The 3,254-nt window shown below is 54.1% G+C and carries 4 protein-coding genes; 1 reads left to right on the forward strand and 3 read right to left on the reverse strand.

Going from position 1 to position 3,254, the window contains the following annotated elements; all coding sequences use genetic code 11:
• Nucleotides 1-184 precede the first annotated feature (184 nt).
• Complete coding sequence (locus H6F43_RS13495; RefSeq protein ID WP_199290336.1) at nt 185-1,294, forward strand: cysteine peptidase family C39 domain-containing protein; 1,110 nt, start codon at nt 185-187, stop codon at nt 1,292-1,294.
• Between the two features lie 7 nt (nt 1,295-1,301).
• On the opposite strand, the gene H6F43_RS13500 is transcribed toward H6F43_RS13495, so the two are convergent.
• The 3 genes from H6F43_RS13500 to H6F43_RS21985 all read right to left on the reverse strand — a co-directional run.
• The gene (locus tag H6F43_RS13500; protein WP_190343258.1) at nt 1,302-1,961 is read right to left on the reverse strand and encodes a DUF2301 domain-containing membrane protein; all 660 of its coding nucleotides are present in this window, start codon (nt 1,959-1,961) and stop codon (nt 1,302-1,304) included.
• A gap of 65 nt (nt 1,962-2,026) precedes the next feature.
• Complete coding sequence (locus tag H6F43_RS13505) at nt 2,027-2,857, reverse strand: SAM-dependent chlorinase/fluorinase (protein WP_190343259.1); 831 nt, start codon at nt 2,855-2,857, stop codon at nt 2,027-2,029.
• Between the two features lie 164 nt (nt 2,858-3,021).
• Nucleotides 3,022-3,254 (reverse strand): hypothetical protein (locus tag H6F43_RS21985; RefSeq protein ID WP_206754563.1); only part of this gene is annotated, 233 nt, incomplete at its 5' end.

Below are 3,254 nucleotides of genomic sequence, written 5' to 3' on the forward strand. Positions count from 1 at the left end.
GAATTTAGCGAAAAAGACCTGTAGCAACTAAGCATTAACTGCACTAGAAATCGGTAATGGGATGTGGAATGCCCGTTACCGATTTTGGCTATGGAGCCAGATTTGAGGTAGTACCAATTCCGAATTCCAAATTCCGAATTGGTATAAGTCCTGAAGCTTCTTGCTCCAGAGAGCAGCAGTATACGTGATTAAACTGGAGAAAGCGATCGCCCTCAGAAGCGATTCATCCAGACACGGTCACTTACTCTCGTCGCTCATGCTGCTAGAAGCACTCATCACGCTCCTGCTTGGTGGCCTCGCCTTCCGCTGGGGAATGCGCCTTGGACAGGTGCTGCTTAAAAAAGGCGCGACAGCCAACGATTTATTCAAAGGTAACCCCGCCCTTTCACTGCTGTTTTTGGGCATCTACATTGCCCTACTGGTGCTGGCGCTGAACGTGCCCCAAATGCAGGTTTTGCCGTTGGAATGGCGGCTCTACGGCATGCAGGTAACGTGGACCGTGATGCGAGTGCTGCTGCTAGGATTTTGCGGCTTAGCGTTTATAGTTAGCTGGCGAACAGCACGATCGCAAGTCGCGGCGATTGTCCTGCTGGGTGTGCTAGGTGTTGCTGGATTCAGCGCGGCAGAAGGTTACTTTCTGGCACCGATTCATACCGAACTGCACAACAACTTGCAGCCCAACGGCGTGTTTAAACAAACCTCGATGAGTAGCTGTGCGCCTGCGGCAATGGCGACGGTGCTGCGGCGATGGGGTCTTGAGGCGACGGAATCCAGCGTAGCAAAGCTGGCAGGCACCAGTCGCCTAGGTACGTCGATGCCGCAGCTTATTGTCGGCGTGCGGGAGTTGGGCATGGACGGGGTCGAACTGTCGCCGAGGTGGGAGCAGATGCAGCAGCTCAACCGTCCGGGCGTGCTGGGCGTGTGGCTAATCGACGGACCCCGAATGCTGCCGCATGCCGTAGCACTGCTAGAGATGACGGACGATCGCGTGACAATCGGGGATTCTGCTAGCGGCAAAATTTTTGTGCTGAACCGAACGCAGTTTGCGCGAATTTGGCGACACCAGTACGTTCCCGTGTTTCGAGCAGACGAGGCGACGCTGACGCCACAACAGGCAGCGGACTATTTGACGCGATCGGGCTACCTCGACGCCCCCACCCGCGACTTCAAGCCTGCTCTACGGCGATTCCAGTACAACATGAACCTGCCTGAGACGGGAGAACTCGACACTCAAACTGCGTTGCTGCTCTCAGGACCGTTTCTACAGCAAGTTCCCACTCTGCGCCCTGTTTAAAACAGCGCTACGGCGATTCCAGTCCGCCTGTCTTTGCTAGCGTCTGCTGTTTCAGGTACTCAAACACACTTTTGTCGCCAATATCCGGCGGAATCGGCTGAATCGCTTTCCGCACGGCAAACACCAGAAACAGCGCTGCCCACACTGCCAGTAGCACCTGTTCCACAGGCAACGACAGCCATCCGAGCAAGTGCCCCAGCAGCAGCACCGGAATCAGCGGCGACAGCAGTTTCGTTTCTAGACGATCGAAGCAAAACGCTTCCTTGAAAAAAATGCCCGTCAGTGCTGCAAACAAAAAGCCTACGCCCAAGATCGTGAGCGGCTGCTGATACACGGTTAGCGCAAACGGTTCTGGAGACCCATGCGCGATGACTCCCGACGCGATCGCGCCCATAGCCCAAAACACCTGAAGTGCCCGATGCAGCGGTTTAAGGTAGATATGAATCGTCAACAAACTGACACCGAGTCCCAAGCACACCAGCGTGTAAAGCGGCGTCAGCGCTTGCTGAATCAGGGGGTTGCTTCCTTGCCAAAGCGCTAAGCCCGTGCCGATCGCAAAACTCAGCGCCGCCACAATTAGCCCACCGCGATAGATCAAGACTTCTCGGCGATCGTGCGGGGTAATCGTGAAATCGCCAAACTGACCGTGGTAAACAACAAGGTCCATGATCGGTTTCTTCCAGAGTAAAGAACGAGGAATAGAGCCGTACAGAGCACGAAACTCCTGATGCTCTACCCTTTAACTATCACAACTTGAATCGGACTTCCCCAGTCTAGACCAAGGATAGTTTGGGCGCTGCCGCTGTTAACTGCCACTTCTACCCAACCGTGGCTGCCCACAAGCGCGAGTGGTTCTCCGGGAAGCGTATCGCTGTACACTTGTCTACCAATCAGCGTCAGGTTGCCCAGCACCACCGACCAATTTTTGCCAGAGAGCATTGTGTCGGGCACGTTTGTGATCAGGTTGCCAAAATGGTCGATCGCCTGAATACAGCCTGTGATGCGGGAAATGCGATCGCCCAGGTTCTCGATTTGCAGATAATTCGGAATGGCGAGTCGCACAAGTGAGTCCGGCTCTAGGCTGTCGCCTAAGGCGGCTAGGGGCGTGCCAGACGCCAAATGAGCACCGACCGGCGCAAAAATATCGCGTCCGTGAAACGTGCTGCTGGGGTTGGGCGTGCGCCAGTACCGGGGGTTCGTTAACTCCACGGCAGCAGCAATGGGATGCTGGTTAAAGACTCCACTAAACAGGCCGTTGTCAGGTCCAACCAAAAAGCTAGTAGGGCGTGCAGAATTCGAGCCGATCGCTACGGCAATGGCTCGCCGATCGCTGCCCACGCCCGGATCAACAATTGCTACGTGCACGACTCCAACTGGGAAGTATGGATGCGCAGTCATCAGAGCAAATCGCGCTGCTGCAATATTCTGGGGTGGAATCTGGTGGGTCAGATCGATCACGGTCAGGGCAGGGTTTACTTGCGCGATCGTGCCTTTCATCACGCCAACGTAAGTGTCGCTCAAGCCAAAATCACTCAGGAGAGTTAGAACGCCGCTTTGGGTCATGCTGCTTGCGGGTGAAACTGTGCGATCGTTAACTGAGACGCCGCAATATCATACGTTTCTTAACGCGCTACAGTTTACAAAACGTAGCGCATAGCAATTAGCACCCGAACTGACAGGATCGTAAACTTTAGTAGCATTCGCTACAGTTCTTCCTCCATTTGCTATCATGGAAACTGATACATAGCATTAGCTTTCCTAAATTTACGTCCATGTTGAATCAAAACCGTCGTCAAACCCTGACAAAATCCGCTGAAACGCATCGGGTAAATTTGCAAAAGAACTTGCAGCGCCGTTTGGATGCTGCCCGAGCGAAGGGCGATGAGCAACTCATCCGGCTTTTGGAAGCGGAAGCCAATTACCTTGGCTAATTGCAGTTTGCTCAGGTGGAATGTTGCAA

The organism is Leptolyngbya sp. FACHB-36 (genome assembly GCF_014695955.1).
In the GTDB taxonomy this organism is placed as follows: domain Bacteria; phylum Cyanobacteriota; class Cyanobacteriia; order Leptolyngbyales; family Leptolyngbyaceae; genus FACHB-36.

Coding starts and splice junctions, on each gene's coding strand:
- H6F43_RS13500 (WP_190343258.1), bottom strand. CDS start 1,961: ATGGACCTTGTTGTTTACCACGGTCAGTTTGGCGATTTCACGATTACC.
- H6F43_RS13505 (WP_190343259.1), bottom strand. CDS start 2,857: ATGACCCAAAGCGGCGTTCTAACTCTCCTGAGTGATTTTGGCTTGAGC.